Source organism: Burkholderia sp. PAMC 26561 (assembly GCF_001557535.2).
Lineage (GTDB): Bacteria > Pseudomonadota > Gammaproteobacteria > Burkholderiales > Burkholderiaceae > Caballeronia.
Window position 1 is genome coordinate 2,171,460 of the sequence record NZ_CP014306.1, and the last position, 17,650, is coordinate 2,189,109.

Below are 17,650 nucleotides of genomic sequence, written 5' to 3' on the forward strand. Positions count from 1 at the left end.
AAGTTCCCTCAGTCGATGGTCGTTGCCTGCGGCGAATGCGCGCTCCTTAGCTGGAACTGGCCGTTGTCGTTGAAAAGCCAGCCTTCGAAGAGGTCGAGGTGGCCGTTGCCATCGAGCAGGCGAGTGGGCGGTGCGGGCAACGGCGAGGCCCGGCGCAGCGAGGCGAGGGCGGTGGCTTCGGCTTCGTCGTCCCCATTCGTCCGATACACCGACGAGCGGATCACACGCCCGTTGCGATCCACGGTGTAGGCGACCACGACAAGCGAGCGCAGCATGGCTTGCGGCGTGCCCTTGAGCACCAGCGAAGGATTGCGCTCGAAGATATGTTGTGCGACGCGCACCTTGTATTGATCGAGCGTCGCGCCCGCGACCGCCGCGGCGGGTTTGGGCGTTTCGAGCGCGCTGGGCGGCGGGGTGATCGTGCAGGCAGCAAGGGTCGCGAGCAGCGCGATGCTGCATCCAATGTGTGCCTGTTTGAAGCGGTAGGTCATGATCGGCGAAGCTCCGCAGAAATCGCTGCATCCAGGCTCGACGATACGCGCCGGGACCACGTCTTGCTGCCCCATTTTGCATACCCACAGCATCTCAATGCAAGGAGAGGACCATGAGCAGCGATCCGACCGATCTGAACAATCCGCAACCGGCTGAACACAGCGACAACGAGGCGAGCAAGATGCCCGATCGCGACGACGACCAGCGCAAGCAGGCGCCAAGCGATCAGCCTGGAAAGAAACCCGGCGAAGGTGAGCCGGACGTAGGTTGACGAAGGGCCCGACACCTCAGCCCGGCGCAGCCTTCTTGCTGCGCCGGCGGGGCTTGGGCTCGACACCGATCCGTTCATCGCGCGCCAGCACTAGCGCCGTCATTCTCTTCACGATGTCCTCGAACGCCGGATCATCCTGCGATACATAAAGCCACTTCCCGAGCACCGGATGCGGCTGCAACGCCGGCATTTCACTGATGAGCGCAGTGTGGCGATCCTGCGACGTGCACACCAGCAAACCATTCCACGGTTCGTCGCGATCGCCGGCAACCAGGCATAACAATCCGTCCAGGTAAGCGGCGTCGAGGCCGAACATCCGTTTGCTGAGGTAGGCCGGGTCACGCTCGAATGCCTCGAAGATCCAGGCGAGCGAGTTGTTGATAGCGGAGGGCATCGATTTCAAATCCCATTGTGCAAGGCGTATTTAAACCCGGTCCCTCGCGGTTTCGCTAAAAAGCCATTCGCGGAACGCGACGAGTCTGAGTAGTGCCGCGCATTCCTTCCGGTAGACCACGAAATACGCGAGCGATGACGGCAGCGTGATCTCGGGAAACAAGCGGATCAAGCGGCCGGAATTCAGATCATCGCGCGCGAGAACGCTGCGTGCCAACGCCACGCCGTGACCATCGACGGCAGCCTGCAACACTGCCGCGGAATTGTTGATCTTCAGGCCGGCGCGGCTCGCGACGACTTTCACCCCTGCGTTGTCGAGCCACGTATCCCACGTGACGAAGCCGGATTGCCGGTCGACGGAAAGGTCATCGATCAATGTCAGTCCGGCCAGATCGGCAGGGCCACGCAACCCGGAATGGCGCTCAAGGAATTCACGCGAACAAACCGGAAAGACCTCCTCGTCCATCAGCTTTTCCGCTTGCAGCCCCGGCCAATGGCCGGCGCCATAACGCACTCCGATATCGATACCCTGACTCGCGAAGTCCATGAGTTTGAGACTCGTGTCGAGACGTACATCGGTTTCCGGCCACGCAGTCTGGAACCGGTCTATACGCGGTAGAAGCCATTTCGCCGCGAACGCCGGGCTGACAGTGACGGTAAGTACGCCTCCGGTCGACGCTTCCTTGAGCCGCGCAAGCCCGAGGTTCAGCCGGTCGAAGCCTGCACGGATGTCGGGCAGCGCCCGGGTTGCGATGTCCGTGGGTATCAGACGCGCCCGCCCGCCGCCGCTTCGATGAAAGAGTGGGAAGGCCAGCCACTCTTCGAGGCTTCGAACAAGTTGTCCGACAGCCGCCGGGGTGACATTCAGTTCCGCTGCGGCCGCCGAAAAGCTTTGGTGGCGCGCACTCACTTCGAATGCACGCAACGCGTTCAAGAAAATTGGCGTTGTCATACGGTAAAGTTTTTCTTTTAGGAACAGACAGAATAACTGATTTGCGATTGCGTACGCGCGAGCCAACAATACTCTCCATCAAGGAAGCAGGGAGCGGATCGTTCCTTCACTTGGCTGAACTTTTCAGGAGTATCGGAATGCATAGTTTTTCTTCTAAAGTGGCGATTGTTACGGGCGGCGGATCGGGGATTGGCAAGGAGGTCGCAGCACGCCTCGTGCAAGCCGGGGCAAGTGTGGTTATTGGCGGGCGTGATGAGGCCAAGCTCAAGCAAGCGGCAGAGCAAATTGATCCGACCGGCGCCCAGGTTCGCACGTTCGCCGGTGACATTGCAGCGCCAGCAACAGCCGCCGGCCTCGTGAATCTCGCGACTCAAGCCTTTGGCGGCGTCGATATCCTGATCAACAACGCTGGCGTGTTTGCGCCTAAGCCGTTTCTCGACGTGACGGAATCTGAATACGACTGGTTCATCGATACGATCCTCAAAGGCAAGTTCTTCATGGCCCAGGCCGCGGCGCGCGCCATGAAGCTGCGCGGTGGTGGCGCCATCGTTCAGACCGGCTCACTCTGGGCGTTGCAGGCGATCGGCGCAACGCCTTCAGCGGCGTATTCGGCGGCGAACGCGGGCGTGCATGCGTTGACGCGGAATCTGGCGATCGAACTGGCGTCGTCGAACATTCGCATCAATACCGTAGCGCCGGCGGTCGTCGAGACGCCTGTCTACAACACGTTCATGACCGACGATCAGGTCAAGGCGACGTTGCCTGCGTTCAACGCGTTTCATCCGCTCGGGCGCAACGGGCAGCCGGCGGATATCGCCGAGGCAATCCTTTTCCTTGCATCGCAAAATGCATCGTGGATTACCGGTACCGTGCTGCCCGTCGATGGCGGCGTCATGGCCGGCCGTCAGGCCTGAACCGGGGATTCCGTGACGACGCGGTATCCCGCGATTGAACGCAAAAGGTGCGCTGACCCCTCATTCCCGCTCTTCCGCCGATAAAACGATTGGCGCCTTCGTTCCCGCCTCGCCCGATGTCTCGCGCTGCCAGATCGCCTTGTAAAGCCGCTCGAGATCGCGCGTGAATTGCGCGGTATTGAAGAGCGGAAGCGTTTCACGGCTCTGGATCAACTGAGTGCTCAGCGCGGCGAGCCGTTCCGGATCGGAAGCGAGTGACAGCGCAACATTGAAATAGGTCTCGTCGTCTTCCGTCACCAGTTCGCCAAGCCCGGCGGCCCGCAGCAGGCTCGCGCCCACGCGGCTGGCGAACAATGCACCGCTGCGCGTGACCATGGGCACACCCGCCCACAATGCGTCGCTACCCGTGGTGTGGGAGTTGCAGGGAAAAGTGTCGAGCGCGATGTCCGCCAGCGCGAGGCGCGCAAGATGCGCCGGCTGTTTCAGGCGATCAGCAAAAATCAACCGTGACGCATCGATACCCCGGGCCTTTGCCTCTTTACGCAGATTGTCGATGACATCGGGCACGGGTGGTTCGAGAAGCCATAGCACGCTGCCCGGCACCGCCGCGAGCAGACGGCACCAAACCGAGAACATCGTGGGCCCGAACTTGAACGTCTGATTGAAACTGCAGAATACGATACCGGTTTCCGGCAAGCCCGCTTCGGCACGGGTGGACTGCGGGCCGGATTCGCGGCGGTGGTCATTCGGCTGATAGCAATGCGGCATCAGCGCGAGTGTTTCGCTGAAATGATCGGCATGGGCCGGTGGCGTGACGACCGGATCGCCTATTAGGTAATCCGCCAGCCCGGAATGCCCGAGCGAGCCGGGGTAGCCAAGCCAATTGAGCGTGACAGGCGCCGGGCGCCGCGCCGAAATGCCAAGCCGGGTGCCAGTCGTGAAACCCTTGAGATCGACCAGAAGTTGAATACCGTCGGCCGCGATCTGCGTGGCGGCCTCTGCGTCGGTCGCGGCGGCGACATCATGAAAGGTCGCCGGCATGTTGGCGATGCGCGAGGTAAAAGCGTCGTCGCGGGATGGCCCGTACGAATACAAATGCACGTCCACACACGATTGATCGTGCAACTCGAGTACGCCGGCCAGCAAGTGCATCGTCGCGTGATCGTAAAAATCCGATGACAGGTAACCAATTTTCAACCGTGACCCGTCGGCTTCGCGGGGCGTCGCCGCAGACGCGCCTTGCGCATTCAATTCCCGGCCCCAACGGCTCAAGGCAAAAAGACGACCCGCTTCGCGATGGACCGCAGGCGGCATGGATGGAATGCCAAGCAGTTCCCATGTCCCCGGATTGGCAAACCGCGCCGACTCGACCAGTTCGATGGCGGCGGCGTCGATCTCATCCAGTCCATCCCACGAAGCCGCCTGTCGCATGACGTGCTGAACGGAGTCCCATCGGCCAGCCTGCCTGTACGCGGCTTCTGCATCGTCCAGCCGGTTCAGTGAGTCCAGCAGGTCGGCATAGGTCGACCAGATCGCACCGGTTTCCGGCTCGATCGCGAGCGCCTGGCGAAAGCTGGTTTCGCTTTCGTGAGGACGGCCAGTCTCGCGCAACAGGATGCCCAGGTTCCGGTGAGCCAGGCAATAACGGGGATCGGTGGCGAGCGCTCGCCGATAGTTCAATTCCGCGCCCGCTCGGTCCTGCATGCGGTCCAGGATCGTTCCAAGGTTGTTGTATACGCGCGCGGCCTGAGGCTCAAGCGCAATGCCGGCTTGGTAAGCATCGCGCGCTTGTGCATCTTTGCCCTGGGAGGCCAGGGCAAGACCGAGGTTGATGAAATAGGTCGGGTTCCGGTTGATAGCGACCGCTTTCCTGAGGCATTGCTCAGCTTCCGGAAAACGCTTCTGCTCGATGCGCGTGATGCCGAGGAGGTGGATCGCCTCGGCGTTGCGCGGGTCGCGTTTGAGCAACTGCTGGATCAAGGTTTCCGCCTTGATCAACGAGCCCGATTGAAGCGCAACGGTGCTGGCCTGAAGCATGGCGCCGACGGTGGGACGGCCTGCAGTACGCGACCCGGAAATGTTTCTGGTTGCTGACATTGATCGATTACGTGAAACAACGCCTCGCTCTGCCGTGCGGGGCTTGCCGACAATCAACGAGTCTGCGGGAGCGTATCAGCAGGCCGGCCACACTTACAACTTCGGCGGCTTCCTCTGAAACGGTCCTGAAGAGCGTTGATATAACCGGGACAGGCGTGAACGCGCCTGCTTCGGCGCTCGTATCTCGATCGACGCCATCACATGGCCGTTGCCGGTCTACAAAAAATGACGAGTCAGATGCAACGGAGCAACAGGACAGGGATAGGCCGCGAGCATTCAGCAGAGATTTCGGCCGCATGACGGGCCTGTTGGTGCGCAGAAAAAACAAAACCCCGTAATTCATTGAATTTACGGGGTCTCTTGTTCATTCTGGCGGAAGCGGTGAGATTCGAACTCACGGACGAGTCACCCCGTCGCTAGTTTTCAAGACTAGTGCCTTAAACCGCTCGGCCACGCTTCCACGTTTCACACATCACAACCAAAGCAACTGCCGGAACAGCGCACCTTTCCGGGTAGGGTAGCCCTACATCCTTATGGATGAAGGGCCCCCTAAGAACTGTACGTGCGAGTTTCCTCGCATACAGCTCAAGCCTACAGACAAAGCTCCATTCAAAATAAAGCCGGCTTCGTTACAACAAGTCTTCCCACGTGCACCTGCTGGTGGCAATGCGGGTGAAGCAAAACTCTGTTGGACAGCGTGTCTTTGCCACCATGCATCCGATACTCCAGATGATGATCGTGCCAACCCGTCTCGTCCGTCAGCGCCGTGCCGCAGTGCGCACACAATCCGCCCTGTGACACATACAGCGTGGACCATCGCCTGCGATAGCGCATTGTTTCCCACATGCGATCCTGCCGCAATTTCTCGCCGTACTGCTCCCATATCGGATCAAAGGGATTGAATTCCGCTTTGATCTTCAAGTGTCGCTTGATCACTGTGCCGCTGATCTGGTACAGCTCAAGCAACCCCCTACTGCCGTCCCGCTTTACCACAGGAACAGCGAATACCCATTGACGATCACCGATCGAATGAAAGTACTTCTTTCTCACCCAATCGGCGCCCTTCTGCGGGTGCCGCCGCTTCGACCATCGCCAGAGCTTCTGAAACATTAAATGCTCCATGCGACTGTACGCTTGTTTAGCCACGACGGGACTGTGGTACTGCGCCCAGCCCCGAAGCATCGGATTCAACAGGCGGATCAGATCCGCCTGTTTTACCGTCTTGTTACCGCTGATCGTATCCGCCACCTTGCGATAGAACGCTTGCGCGTTTTTCTTGCTCGGTTTGATGAGCAGCTTTCCCGAGTACTTCCGAAAATTCCACCCAAGGAAATCAAAGCCTTGATCTATATGAGTGATCCGCGTTTTCTCCTCGGATAGTTGCAAACCCCTAACCGCGAGGAAGGCTTCTATCCAAGGCCGGACTTCGTCAACTAGTACCTCTTGCGAGTCACCGGTTATGACGAAGTCGTCCGCGTACCGCACCACATGAATCTTGAGCTTCTTGGTTTTCGCGATCCCGAATTTAGCACCGAGGTGCTCAATCAGTTCACGCTCCAACCCGTTCAACGTCACATTGGCCAACGTCGGGGAAATGATGCCCCCCTGCGGCGTACCGGCCGTCGTCGCCTGCAACTGACCTCGGTAAACCAGGCCAGCCTTCAACCACTTCCGGAGAATCGCCGTGTCCATTGGGACATTGCGTTCCAACCAGTCATGGTTGATGTGGTCAAAGCACCCCTTGATATCCGCTTCCAGGACCCATCGGGCTGAGCCCTTCTGAGACATGGAAACAAAAATCTGGGACATGGCATCGGCCGTTGAGCGATGACTCCTGAACCCATATGAGTTCGGGTCGCTCGTGGACTCTGCCACTGGCTCCAAGGCCAGCAAGTACAGAGCTTGCATCGCTCTGTCATGCATGGTCGGAATGCCCAGAGGGCGTTCCTTCCCATTGGCCTTGGGGATAAAGACCCTCCTTAAAGGCAGAGGCCTGTATCCATGCCGCTTCAACCGATCGACAGCAAGCCGTCGACTTTCAGGCGAATCCCATAGTTCACGATCGACTCCAGCCGTTCGCGCACCTTGGTTCTGCGTAACACGTCGTACCGCATGCAACTTGGCGGACAACGTGCGGGTCAACATCCGTTGCAAGGCTTTGACCCTGCGCCATTTGCCTTCCCGCGTCGCCTTCGCAATTCGAATCTGCATCCCTCTCACGTTTCGTTCAACCCGACGCCAATCTACGGCGTACCAATCGTCCGGCGCGTGGGAAAGCGCAGATCCGGCCTTTCGACCAGATACTTTCATGCTGCTCTCCTACTTGGAAAAGTCCCGAGCAGAAGGCGCATCTCCCTCAGCGGGGTAGATACACCCCGCTGGGGAACAACAAACACCTCAGTACGGGCGCATGCACCCGTACCTAACCAAGACACAGAGGGTAGTCAGCCGTCTTGCGACGGTAGACCAGACGGAAGTCTGCCCGCTTTCGCGTGGAGTAATGTCTCAACTCCTATCCGGACCATTACAGCCCGACGTTCGCTTTTTCCGTCCTCCCATACCCGCATAATCAACAGCGTTCCTTACGGTCCGCCTGCCAGTCAAACCGCACTGGCAACCATACGGGCTTACCACGTTCCCGGCATGTCACACGACTGACGTAGGTTCTGCCTCTTCACCGGCGGTCATATATAACGACGCATTCCGAGCCTTGAGCGGAATGACCAACCGCACACCTTTTGGTTAATGCCTAGCAGCAGCTTGGGCACCTCAATACTCACGGTGTTTAACAGCAGTTCACATAAGTTAACCGTATCAGCCAGCCTAGCTCCTCAACCCCTTCGCTGCTAGGAGTCTCCAGATGAACATCTCACGACGTGCATCTGCCCGAACCTCTGGGGGCTACATTGTCGGAAGAGCTTCACACCCCACCGTTACCAGTGACGCATGTCTTCCTAGGCTACTGCTAGTCGTATAGCAGGTTCACTGTCCGCTTCTAAACCGCAGAAGCTGGGCGAACAATGACACACCGAGCTTTCGCTCGAAACGCAGCAGACCCAGCGTTGATAACGCGGGGAATTGCAAACGACATTCCGCCCTGTCGGCGGAGATGAAGCCGCTGATAGGGCGGGACCTGACGGTAATCAGGACAATGCAATGCGATTCGCGGTGATAAACGACATACCGAGAATCGCCTATGGCGAAACCCAATACACCCACCGGGCTTCGCTTGCTACAAAAGTGCCAACCCAAGGGGTCAGCCTATGGACAGTTTTCACCGTCGAATCGATGCGACGTGTCGCACCAAGGCGCGTATTGTAGCGCAACTTCGCCGGCTGTTTAAGCCTTCGGAAGCGCGTCATCCGTCCAGCGATTTCGTCGCCCGCAAAGCAGGAAACAGGCGCATCCAGAGCAGGGCCACAACGATCGTCCCGGCTCCGCCGATCAACACCGCCGGCACCGCGCCGAACAAGCCCGCAGTCATGCCCGATTCAAACTCGCCAAGCTGATTCGATGTCCCGATAAACAACGAATTGATCGCGTTGACGCGGCCACGCATATCGTCGGGCGTTTGCAACTGGACGAGCGAATTGCGCACGACCACGCTGATCACATCAGACGCACCCAGCGCGCCGAGCGCGAGCATCGAAACGATGATGTTGCGCGATAAACCGAACACGATCGTTGCAATGCCAAACGCAATTACGCCTCCGAACATTGCGGTTCCCGCGCGTTGCCGCAACGGGAAGTGCGCCAGATAAATCGAGCCCGCCAAGGCACCGACGGCCGGCGCCGCGCGCAAGACGCCGAGCGCCCAGGGTCCGGCCTGCAGCACATCGCGGGCGAACACGGGCAACAAGGCCGTCGCGCCGCCGAGCAGCACCGCAAACAGATCGAGCGACAACGCGCCGAGAATCACCGGTTTGCGTCGAATGAATGCGATACCCGAGAACAGCGACTCGAACGAAAGCGGCGTTTTCATACGAACCGCTTTTTCGATTTTTATCAGTGAAAGCAGCAGCGCCGCGCCCACGAACGCCACCGATACCGCCCCGTACACCACGAGCGCGCCGAGCCCGTAGAGCAGGCCGCCCATCGCGGGGCCGAGAATCTGCGCGGTCTGGTTCGCAGACGTGGACCACGCGGTTGCGTACTGCAACTGGGCGCGCGGAATGAGGTTGGGCAAGAGCGCTGACATCGACGGCGATTCAAACGCCCGGGCCGAACCGGCAACTGCAGCGATCACATAGATCAGTTCCTGACTCGTCACCCCACGCCACGTGGCGATACACAAGGTCAACGCCGCCACGCCCTCGATCGCCTGGCAGATGAACGCGATCGTGCGCCGGTCGTACCGGTCGGCCACATGACCGACCACGAGCGTGAGCATGAACATGGGCAGGAACTGCGCGAGGCCGACCAGCCCGAGCGCGAACGCGCTGTGCGTGATCGAATAAATCTGCCAGCCGATGGCGACCGACATCATCTGAAACGCCACCGATGACATGGCCCGCGCGCTCCAGAAGAGCGCAAAGGGCCGGTGACGCATCACTGAATTGGGCGGTACGGCAGGAGAGGAGGCGCTCAATTAACGGTTGTCCTTGGTCGTCTTCGAGTCAGGGTTCTTGAGGAACAGCGCCTGCAGGTCGTTGAGAAAATCCTGGCCGCGCTGCGTGGGCGCAATGGTGTCGATATCGCGCGTGATCAGGCCGCGCTTCTCGGCTTCGATCAACGCGGGTTCGATCGCGGACATGGCAAGGCCAGTGCGTTCGTTAAACGAATGCACCGGAAATCCTTCGACGAGCCGCAGCGTGTTGAGCATGAATTCGAACGGCAGATCGCGCGGACCGACTTCGTTTTCTTCCTGCACGGCCGCGCCTGCGAGCGCTTCGTCCATGTACGTGCCTGGATGTTTGTATCGGACCTGCCGCACGATCTTTTGCGGGAACGACAACTTGGTATGCGCGCCCGCGCCAATTCCCAGATAGTCGCCGAAGCGCCAGTAATTCAGGTTGTGCCGGCTCTTTTTGTTCGGCTTCGCATACGCCGATACCTCGTAGCGCTCGTACCCAGCCGATGCCGTGCGCTCGTGAATCCAGTCCTGCATGTCGGCGGATTCGTCGTCGTCGGGAACGGGCGGCGGGTATTTCGCGAACAGGGTGTTCGGTTCGAGCGTGAGGTGATACAGCGACAAATGCGGCGGCGCGAAACTGATTGCGGTTTCTATGTCGGCACGGCATTCGTCCAGCGTTTGCTTCGGCAGCGCGAACATCAGGTCGAGGTTGAAGTTATCGAAGTTCTTCGCGGCGATTTCCACGGCCTGGCGCGCTTGCGTCGCATCATGAATCCGTCCGAGCGCCTTCAAATGCGCTTCGTTGAAGCTCTGGATTCCTATCGATAACCGGTTCACGCCGCTCGCCCTGAACTGCGCAAACTTCGCCGCTTCGAAAGTACCGGGATTCGCTTCGAGCGTGATCTCGGCATCGGCGTCGAGGGGCAGCAACGCGCGGGCGTCGGAAAGCAGACGGTCCAGCCCCTTTGCCGACAACAAGCTGGGCGTGCCCCCGCCGATGAAAATTGAATGGACCTGCCGGCCCCAGACCATCGGCAATGCTTGTTCCAGATCGGCGCGCAATGCATCGAGATAACGGTCTTCCGGAAACGTCTGTCCCTTCCACTCATGCGAATTGAAGTCGCAGTACGGACACTTTTTGACGCACCAAGGGAAATGCACGTACAGCGACAACGGCGGCAGCGACGTCAGCCGGATACTGCCCGGCGACGTGAACGCCTTGACGACGTTGATCGTTTGGGGACCGGCGCTCACGAGACGTCCTTCAACCGGGCGAGCAGATGCCGAAGCGCGATTGCCCGGTGGCTGCTGGCGTTCTTGACTGCGGGATCAAGTTCACCGGCCGTTTTTCCAAGCGATGGCACGAAGAAATGGGCATCGTAGCCAAAGCCGTTTGCGCCGCGCGGAGCATCCACCACTTCGCCATGCCAGCGGCCTTCCGCAATCAGCGGTTCTGGATCGTCGGCATGACGAACCAGCACGAGCACGGAGAAAAAATACGCGCGACGATCGGTTTCATTCGCCAGATCCGCGACAAGCCGCGCGTTGTTCGCGGCGTCGCTTTTTTCGCCGCCGTTGAGCAATTGCGCGTATCGCGCGGAATAGACACCGGGCGCGCCGCGCAACGCGTGAACGCAGAGACCGGAGTCATCGGCGAGAGCGGGAAGCCCCGTCGCCTTCGATGCATGCCGCGCCTTCGCCAGCGCGTTCTCGACGAACGTCACGTGCGGTTCCTCGGCCTCGGATACACCGAGTTCGCCTTGCGTCACCAGATCGATGCCGGCGCTCGCGAGCAAGGCCGCAAACTCGCGCAACTTGCCGGCGTTGTTCGACGCCAGCACTACCCGTTTGAATACAGGATCAGACACTGAGCAGCTCCAGGGCGACTTTCTGCTTCGCAATCAACGTTTCAATGCCGCTTTGCGCCAGATCCAGCAATGAATTCATTTCCGAGCGCGTGAACGGCACGCCTTCGGCCGTACCCTGAACCTCGACAAAACCGCCGGCGCCCGTCATCACGACGTTCATGTCGGTATCGCACTGGGAATCTTCGTCGTAGTCCAGGTCGAGAACCGGCTGGCCGTTGTACACGCCAACCGAGATCGCGGCGACGAATTCGTTGATGGGCGATTCTGCAATCTTCCCGGCTGCAATCAGCTTGGTGACGGCATCGTGGGCCGCGACGAACGCGCCCGTGATGCTTGCCGTGCGCGTGCCGCCATCGGCCTGGATCACATCGCAATCGATATGCAGCGTCCGCGCGCCGAGTTTGTTCAGATCGAACACGGAACGCAGCGCGCGCCCGATCAGCCGCTGGATTTCCTGCGTGCGTCCGGTCTGTTTGCCGCGCGCGGCTTCGCGATCGTTACGTGTGTTCGTCGCGCGCGGCAGCATGCCGTATTCGGCGGTGAGCCAGCCCTGATCGCGGCCGCGCAGGAATTCGGGCACGCGCTCGGAGATGCTTGCGGTGCAGATCACCTTGGTATCGCCGAATTCGACGAGGACCGAACCTTCCGCGTGCTTCGTGTAATGACGCGTGATGCGCACGTCGCGCAACTGGTTCGCGCGGCGGCCGCTGGGGCGTGAAGTCGGGGCGGGCGAGGTCAGCGGAGAATCTGTCATGGAGGCGATCAAGTGAAAAAGCAGTAAGGGAGGGCGGTGCTGAAAGTCGCCGAAAAGCGGCAGCGAGCGACGAACACAGCGAACGAACGCCGGGCCGGAAAAGCAAATTTTATCCGCAATCCGGGTGAGCGTCCGGCTGCGTATGAAGCCGACGCACGCGTTTCCCCGGGCTTTCAAGGGCAGTATCGGCAAAAATGGGATAATGCCAGCTTCCCCGCCCGGCCAACCATGCATGCCATTCGCGCAGCTTCACGCCGGGCGTACTGAAGTGAACCGGCCGTGCGGCGCATGCAGTAAAGGCGCCGGCGCACACGGTCTTCAACAACGGACGCGATAATGATCTACAGCATGACAGGCTATGCGAGCGCCACGCGCGAGGTAGCGTCGGACGGCGCGGGCGCAAATGGCTCGGGCGTGGGAGTATCGGTGGAATTGCGCACGGTGAATTCGCGCTTTCTCGACATGAACTTCCGCATGCCGGAAGACGTTCGCGTATGCGAGCCGCAGTTGCGCGAAATGCTGATGAACAAGCTCTCGCGCGGCAAGGTCGATATCCGCATCAACCTGAATCGCGCCGAGCAAACGACCATTTCCGGCGCGCTCAACCGCGAAGCGCTGTCCCAACTGGCCGCGCTGGAGCGCTCGGTTCTCGACGTTTTCCCCGATTCCGAACGCATGCGCACCGGTGAAATCCTGCGCTGGCCCGGTATTTTGTCGGAAAGCGGTGTTTCGGCAGAAACCTTGCGCAACGCGGTGCTGGCGTGCGGCAAGCAGGCGATTGCCGAACTCATCGATGTCCGCGCCCGCGAAGGCGCCGCGCTCAGCGCCGTGTTGATCGCGAATGTGACGGAAATGGAAGCGATCGTCGCGCGCATCACGCCGCTCGTGCCGGAACTGATCACGAAGCATCAGCAGAAGATCGTGGAACGTCTGCAGATTGCGCTCGGCATTGCCGCACCGGAAGGAACGACGCAAACCAGCATTCCGCGCGAAGAGATCGCCGAACGGATTCGCCAGGAAGTGACCATGTACGGCATCCGTATCGATATCAACGAAGAATTGCAGCGCCTCACCGCGCATCTGACGGAAACGCGTCACGTGCTGCAAAAGGGCGGCAAGGTGGGCAAGCGGCTCGACTTCATGATGCAGGAACTCAATCGCGAAGCGAACACGCTCGGCTCGAAGGCGGCAGCAAAAGAACTCGCAGATGCATCGATGACGCTCAAGCTGCTCATCGAACAGATGCGCGAGCAAGTGCAGAATCTGGAGTAACGGCACATGAACGACGCTCAACGCAACACCTACGCCGGCGTTTATCCGGGCAACCTGTTCATGGTCGTGGCGCCGTCGGGCGCGGGCAAATCCACGCTGGTGAACGCGCTGCTCGCGCAGGATCCGGCAATCCGCCTGTCCGTCTCGTACACCACGCGCGACCCGCGTCCCGGCGAGGAAAACGGCGTGCAATACCATTTCGCTTCCGTCGATGATTTCATGGCGCGGCACGACGCCGGTGAATTCCTCGAAAGCGCGGAAGTGCACGGCAACTACTATGCAACGTCGCGCGTATGGATTGAAGCGCAGATGAAAAGCGGCCATGACGTGCTGCTCGAAATCGACTGGCAAGGCGCGCAACAGGTCAAGAAACGCTTTCGCAACGCGGTGGAAATTTTCATCCTGCCGCCCTCGCTCGATGCGCTGGAAGAGCGCTTGAAGAAGCGCGGGCAGGATTCGCCGAACGTTATCGTGCGCCGTTTGCTTGCTGCCGGCAGCGAGATGGCGCACGCGCCCGAAGCGCAATATGTGCTGATCAACGAGAACTTCGACAAGGCGCTGACCGAATTGCGCTGTCTCGTTGCCGCGACACGTCTGCGCTTTGGTTCGCAATATGCACGTCATACGCAGTTATTCGTCGAGTTGGGCATACACTCGCCGCACGCCGAGTGAGCGGGCTTTCCGGTCACATAAGGTAGAATGAAGAACATATCGAGAAGGAATCAACCATGGCCCGCATCACTGTCGAAGACTGTCTGAAAATGATCCCCAATCGCTTCGAGCTCGCGCTCGCAGCGACGTACCGCGCGCGCCAGCTCGCTCAGGGCCACACGCCGAAGATCGAAAGCCGCGACAAGCCGACCGTTGTAGCGCTGCGTGAAATCGCGGCGGGCCAGGTCGGTGTGGAAATGCTCAAGAAGGTTCCGGTTTAAGTTTCAACCGGGTTATCGGCACGAGCGATTTCGAATCAACGCGCATCTTTGCTAAAGCGTCAGCTAACCACGGAGGCGACCATGAATCCTGTTCCATCGTCCGTCTCTGTGGATACGCACCACGACGCGCTCAGTGTCGATTCGCATCGTGACGCTCAGGTCGAGCTGAACACTGAAAACCACGCGCACGATCACGACCAGGACGGAGATTCTCCGTCGGCGGCGCGCAAGTATATTGACGCGGTCCTCGAACAATCGTTTCGCCATCTGTTCGGGCCGACCGCCACCCCGGAAAAACCGCGCCGCAGCGACGTCGTTTCCATCGCGAAACTGACGACCGAACTGGCCGCGTATCTTTCGCCGGAAGAAATCAAGCAGGTCAAACAGGCTTTCCATTTCAGCGACGAAGCCCATCTCGGGCAGTATCGTCAGAGTGGCGAGCCGTACATCACGCATCCGGTTGCAGTCGCGGAAATTTGCGCGAGCTGGAAACTCGACGATCAATCCATCATGGCGGCATTGCTCCATGACGTGATCGAAGATCAGGGCGTGACGAAAACCGAAATCGCGGAACGGTTCGGGCCGAAGGTCGCGGAACTTGTCGATGGTTTGTCGAAGCTCGATAAAATGGAGTTCCGCAATCGCGAGGAAGCGCAGGCGGAAAACTTCCGCAAGATGCTGCTCGCCATGGCGCGCGACGTACGCGTGATCCTCGTGAAGCTTGCGGACCGGCTGCACAACATGCGCACGCTCGGCGCCGTGCCGCCGGAAAAACGGCGTCGTGTGGCGCGCGAGACCATCGACATCTATGCGCCTATTGCGCATCGGCTCGGGCTGAACAATACGTATCGCGAACTGCAGGATCTGAGTTTCGCGAACTTCAATCCGCACCGTTACGCCACGCTCGAGCGCGCCGTCAAGGCCGCACGCGGCAACCGGCGGGAAGTGGTCGGCAAGATCATGGAAGCGGTGCAGCGGACCATTGCTGACGCGAAGATCAAGGCGGACGTTACCGGCCGCGAAAAAACCATCTTCAGCATCTACAAGAAGATGCGCGACAAGCAGTTGTCGTTTTCGCAAGTGCTCGACGTGTACGGCTTTCGCGTCGTGCTGGATACCGCGCTGGAATGCTACACGTGCATTGGCGCACTGCATGCACTTTACAAGCCGGTGCCGGGCAAGTTCAAGGATTACATCGCGATCCCGAAGGTGAATGGCTATCAGTCGTTGCACACCACGCTCGTGGGTCCGTTTGGCGCGCCTATCGAGTTCCAGATCCGCACGCGCAAGATGCACGAGATCGCAGAAGCGGGGGTGGCAGCGCATTGGCTGTACAAGAACGGCGGCGCCGATCTCAACGACGTGCAAAAGCGCGCGCATCAATGGCTCAAGTCGTTGTTGGACATACAGAGCGAAGCCGGCGATTCCAGCGAATTCCTCGAACACGTCAAGATCGACCTGTTCCCGGATGCGGTGTATGTGTTCACGCCCAAGTCGAAGATCATGCCGTTGCCGCGCGGCGCCACGGCGCTCGACTTTGCGTACTCCATCCACAGCGACCTCGGCAATCAGTGTGTCGCGGTCAAGATCAACAACGAGTTGCTGCCGTTGCGTACGGAGTTGAAGAGCGGCGACATTGTCGAAGTCATTACCGCGCCGTACTCGAAGCCGAATCCCGCCTGGCTCGGCTTTGTACGTACCGGCAAGGCGCGCTCGGCGATTCGTCATTATCTGAAGACGATGCGCCTGAATGAATCGGTGCAGCTGGGCGAACGGCTCGTCGATCAATCTCTCAAGGGCTATGGCCTGGCGCTTTCCGAAGTAACCGCGGAAGTCTGGGAGAAGCTGGCTCAGTGGACGGGCAACAAGAGCCGTCAGGAAATTTTCGCGGACATCGGCCTCGGCCGCCGTGTCGCAGCAGTGATGGCAAAGCGCATCGAAGTTTTGATGACCGGGCGGGACGACGACGATTCCCCGCGCGAGAGCTTCACCACGAACACTGCGCCGCCGGTCGTGATCACCGGCACGGAAGGCATGTCGGTGCAACTGTCGGCGTGCTGCCGCCCGATTCCCGGCGACGACATCATGGGTTATATCGGCATCGGGCTGGGCATGGCGATCCACACCACGGAATGCCGGGTTGCGCAGCGCATCCACAGGCGCGATCCCGGCCGATGGATCGACGTTGCCTGGGCGCCCCAGCCGGGCCGTCTCTTCGATGTCGCCATCAAGGTGCTCGTGAGCACATCGAAGGGCGTATTCGCCCGCGTGGCGGCTGACATCACGTCCGCCGACGCGAACATCGTCCACATTGCAATGGACGAGGACGTGACGCAGGAATCCACCGTATTGCGCTTCGTGATTCAGGTCAGTGACCGCGTGCATCTGGCGAACGTGATGCGGCGTGTCCGGACGAATCCGGATGTGATGCGCATTGCGCGTGAGCGGCCAAGTGACGAGCCGCATCATCGCAACAACGAAGGCGGCATGCGGATCGATCGCGAACGCGGCGACTACTAGCGTCCTCACGTTCGCCTCATTGCGGCAGTTGGCGCGGCAAGTTCAAGCACCGACGCTGGAACACGACCTGCGTGCCCTGTACCCATTCTGCGTACAACGAGGGCACTTATGAAAACATCAGAACTGGAAGGCGCCGAGCTCGACTATTGGGTCGCGCGAGGGCTGCACGACTTCATCCGCGAAATCCATTTCACCGATGGTGGCCAGACCCTCGCCATTCGTGGCAATGACCGTGGACGCGCGTGGGATGGGCGGTTCTTGCCGTCATCGTCCTGGGAAGCTGCGTCGGTAGTGTTGGAGCGCGCGTGCCGGCTGGAAATGAGCGATCACGGGCGCGGCGAAGTCGTTTGCACCGCGGTGTTCGGCAAGGATGGCGGGGAAGTGGAGGGGCGTGGCGCGTCGTTGAGAGTTGCGTTGCTTCGCGCGTTTTTGCTGCACGCATTTGGCGAGACCGTGGACGACGAATATCCGCATCGTTCGCAAATGCTTTTGGGCGAGCGTGCGGAGCCGTTGGGCGAGCAGAGTTCGGTTGCGTCGGTTGATGATGCACCGGCGCCGGATGGACGTATCGGCGACATTGGTTCGGCCGCGCGCCAGTAAGCGCCGGGCATC

Annotated in this window: 16 protein-coding genes and 1 tRNA gene; 7 read left to right on the forward strand and 10 right to left on the reverse strand. The window is 60.0% G+C overall.

Translation table 11 applies throughout. The features are described from left to right. Positions 1-8: 8 nt before the first annotated feature. Positions 9-491, reverse strand: a complete 483-nt coding sequence (locus tag AXG89_RS10075) for an energy transducer TonB family protein (RefSeq protein WP_062170500.1) — start codon at positions 489-491, stop codon at positions 9-11. Between the two features lie 113 nt (positions 492-604). On the opposite strand from AXG89_RS10075, the gene AXG89_RS42085 reads away from it, so the two are divergent. Further along, positions 605-763, forward strand: coding sequence for a hypothetical protein (locus AXG89_RS42085; protein ID WP_162916033.1), 159 nt, complete (start codon positions 605-607; stop codon positions 761-763). 16 nt (positions 764-779) lie between these two features. On the opposite strand, the gene AXG89_RS10080 is transcribed toward AXG89_RS42085, so the two are convergent. Continuing rightward, positions 780-1,157, reverse strand: coding sequence for a hypothetical protein (locus tag AXG89_RS10080; protein WP_062169542.1), 378 nt, complete (start codon positions 1,155-1,157; stop codon positions 780-782). Positions 1,158-1,187: 30 nt separating this feature from the next. Continuing rightward, positions 1,188-2,108, reverse strand: coding sequence for a transcriptional regulator GcvA (gene gcvA / locus AXG89_RS10085; protein WP_062170502.1), 921 nt, complete (start codon positions 2,106-2,108; stop codon positions 1,188-1,190). Positions 2,109-2,245: 137 nt separating this feature from the next. On the opposite strand from gcvA, the gene AXG89_RS10090 reads away from it, so the two are divergent. Continuing rightward, positions 2,246-3,022: an SDR family NAD(P)-dependent oxidoreductase gene (locus AXG89_RS10090; protein ID WP_062169545.1), complete on the forward strand. Its 777-nt coding sequence runs from the start codon at positions 2,246-2,248 to the stop codon at positions 3,020-3,022. Between the two features lie 60 nt (positions 3,023-3,082). On the opposite strand, the gene AXG89_RS10095 is transcribed toward AXG89_RS10090, so the two are convergent. The 7 genes from AXG89_RS10095 to rph form a co-directional block, all read right to left on the reverse strand. Continuing rightward, positions 3,083-5,119, reverse strand: coding sequence for an O-linked N-acetylglucosamine transferase, SPINDLY family protein (locus AXG89_RS10095; protein WP_075358495.1), 2,037 nt, complete (start codon positions 5,117-5,119; stop codon positions 3,083-3,085). Between the two features lie 370 nt (positions 5,120-5,489). After that, positions 5,490-5,579: transfer RNA gene (locus AXG89_RS10100), tRNA-Ser, on the reverse strand. A gap of 149 nt (positions 5,580-5,728) precedes the next feature. Continuing rightward, positions 5,729-7,429 carry a group II intron reverse transcriptase/maturase gene (ltrA, locus tag AXG89_RS10105; protein ID WP_062169551.1) on the reverse strand — a complete coding sequence of 567 codons (1,701 nt, stop codon included), beginning with the start codon at positions 7,427-7,429 and terminating at the stop codon, positions 5,729-5,731. A 1,048-nt stretch (positions 7,430-8,477) separates the two neighbouring features. Continuing rightward, positions 8,478-9,668 (reverse strand): MFS transporter, encoded by a 1,191-nt coding sequence (locus AXG89_RS10110; protein ID WP_062169553.1) that lies wholly within the window; start codon positions 9,666-9,668, stop codon positions 8,478-8,480. A gap of 39 nt (positions 9,669-9,707) precedes the next feature. After that, positions 9,708-10,946 (reverse strand): radical SAM family heme chaperone HemW, encoded by a 1,239-nt coding sequence (gene hemW / locus AXG89_RS10115; protein WP_062169555.1) that lies wholly within the window; start codon positions 10,944-10,946, stop codon positions 9,708-9,710. Continuing rightward, the gene (gene rdgB / locus AXG89_RS10120; RefSeq protein ID WP_236873324.1) at positions 10,943-11,560 is read right to left on the reverse strand and encodes an RdgB/HAM1 family non-canonical purine NTP pyrophosphatase; all 618 of its coding nucleotides are present in this window, start codon (positions 11,558-11,560) and stop codon (positions 10,943-10,945) included. Before rdgB ends, hemW begins: the two co-directional genes overlap by 4 nt. Then, positions 11,553-12,299 (reverse strand): ribonuclease PH, encoded by a 747-nt coding sequence (gene rph, locus AXG89_RS10125; protein WP_269465467.1) that lies wholly within the window; start codon positions 12,297-12,299, stop codon positions 11,553-11,555. The genes rdgB and rph overlap by 8 nt, the downstream gene beginning before the upstream one ends. A 351-nt stretch (positions 12,300-12,650) precedes the next feature. Between rph and AXG89_RS10130 the strand changes: the two genes are divergently transcribed. From AXG89_RS10130 to AXG89_RS10150, 5 genes are all read left to right on the forward strand, one after another. Beyond that, a complete protein-coding gene (locus AXG89_RS10130) occupies positions 12,651-13,586 on the forward strand; it encodes a YicC/YloC family endoribonuclease (protein WP_062169560.1) in 936 nt (311 codons plus the stop codon). Between the two features lie 6 nt (positions 13,587-13,592). Further along, positions 13,593-14,258 carry a guanylate kinase gene (gmk, locus tag AXG89_RS10135; RefSeq protein WP_061998847.1) on the forward strand — a complete coding sequence of 222 codons (666 nt, stop codon included), beginning with the start codon at positions 13,593-13,595 and terminating at the stop codon, positions 14,256-14,258. A gap of 56 nt (positions 14,259-14,314) precedes the next feature. Beyond that, entirely contained in the window at positions 14,315-14,518 is a 204-nt protein-coding gene (gene rpoZ, locus AXG89_RS10140) for a DNA-directed RNA polymerase subunit omega (RefSeq protein WP_031359151.1), read from the forward strand. Positions 14,519-14,599: 81 nt separating this feature from the next. Next, positions 14,600-17,038 carry a RelA/SpoT family protein gene (locus AXG89_RS10145; RefSeq protein WP_236873325.1) on the forward strand — a complete coding sequence of 813 codons (2,439 nt, stop codon included), beginning with the start codon at positions 14,600-14,602 and terminating at the stop codon, positions 17,036-17,038. 108 nt (positions 17,039-17,146) lie between these two features. Next, complete coding sequence (locus AXG89_RS10150; protein ID WP_061998848.1) at positions 17,147-17,638, forward strand: phage protein NinX family protein; 492 nt, start codon at positions 17,147-17,149, stop codon at positions 17,636-17,638. Positions 17,639-17,650 lie beyond the last annotated feature (12 nt).

Bases quoted from the DNA above. Each gene is read 5' to 3' on its own strand.
- AXG89_RS10075 (WP_062170500.1), bottom strand. From the start codon at position 491: ATGACCTACCGCTTCAAACAGGCACACATTGGATGCAGCATCGCGCTG.
- AXG89_RS42085 (WP_162916033.1), top strand. From the start codon at position 605: ATGAGCAGCGATCCGACCGATCTGAACAATCCGCAACCGGCTGAACAC.
- AXG89_RS10080 (WP_062169542.1), bottom strand. From the start codon at position 1,157: ATGCCCTCCGCTATCAACAACTCGCTCGCCTGGATCTTCGAGGCATTC.
- gcvA (WP_062170502.1), bottom strand. From the start codon at position 2,108: ATGACAACGCCAATTTTCTTGAACGCGTTGCGTGCATTCGAAGTGAGT.
- AXG89_RS10090 (WP_062169545.1), top strand. From the start codon at position 2,246: ATGCATAGTTTTTCTTCTAAAGTGGCGATTGTTACGGGCGGCGGATCG.
- AXG89_RS10095 (WP_075358495.1), bottom strand. From the start codon at position 5,119: ATGTCAGCAACCAGAAACATTTCCGGGTCGCGTACTGCAGGCCGTCCC.
- ltrA (WP_062169551.1), bottom strand. From the start codon at position 7,429: ATGAAAGTATCTGGTCGAAAGGCCGGATCTGCGCTTTCCCACGCGCCG.
- AXG89_RS10110 (WP_062169553.1), bottom strand. From the start codon at position 9,668: ATGCGTCACCGGCCCTTTGCGCTCTTCTGGAGCGCGCGGGCCATGTCA.
- AXG89_RS10130 (WP_062169560.1), top strand. From the start codon at position 12,651: ATGATCTACAGCATGACAGGCTATGCGAGCGCCACGCGCGAGGTAGCG.
- gmk (WP_061998847.1), top strand. From the start codon at position 13,593: ATGAACGACGCTCAACGCAACACCTACGCCGGCGTTTATCCGGGCAAC.
- rpoZ (WP_031359151.1), top strand. From the start codon at position 14,315: ATGGCCCGCATCACTGTCGAAGACTGTCTGAAAATGATCCCCAATCGC.
- AXG89_RS10145 (WP_236873325.1), top strand. From the start codon at position 14,600: ATGAATCCTGTTCCATCGTCCGTCTCTGTGGATACGCACCACGACGCG.
- AXG89_RS10150 (WP_061998848.1), top strand. From the start codon at position 17,147: ATGAAAACATCAGAACTGGAAGGCGCCGAGCTCGACTATTGGGTCGCG.